The sequence below is a fragment of the Bradyrhizobium sp. WSM4874 genome (assembly GCF_055811835.1).
The window spans coordinates 1-313 of the sequence record NZ_JBVVPR010000254.1; the positions used below are offsets into that span (position 1 = coordinate 1).

Consider the following 313-nt stretch of genomic DNA (forward strand, 5'->3'; position numbering starts at 1 on the left):
TCATTCTGATCGCTCTTGTTCATTCGGACCGACAAAGCTGCGTGCGCATGCCGAGCGTCGATGCAGACCACCGGAAGCTCAACCCTGCGGAGTTCATGCCATAGCCAACTCGCCATCGCGCCGGTCTCGAAGCCGATACGCTCGGCATGAGGCGCATATTTGCTCAGCAGGTCAGTCAAGGCACCAGGATTAGACTTGGCTTTTCCTTCGAAGATTACTTGACCAGTCTCGTTGATAACGCACACAGCGGTTTCTCTCTGTGAGACGTCCAGCCCGACGTACTGCTTCATGGGAGCTCCTTCGAATCATTTGA

General features: G+C 54.6%; 1 protein-coding gene. It reads right to left on the reverse strand.

Annotated elements, in window-relative coordinates; all coding sequences use genetic code 11:
• Nucleotides 1-290, reverse strand: a 290-nt coding sequence (locus tag AC0L3P_RS40260; protein ID WP_473309493.1) for an IS110 family transposase, incomplete at its 3' end; no start/stop codon positions are given.
• Nucleotides 291-313 lie beyond the last annotated feature (23 nt).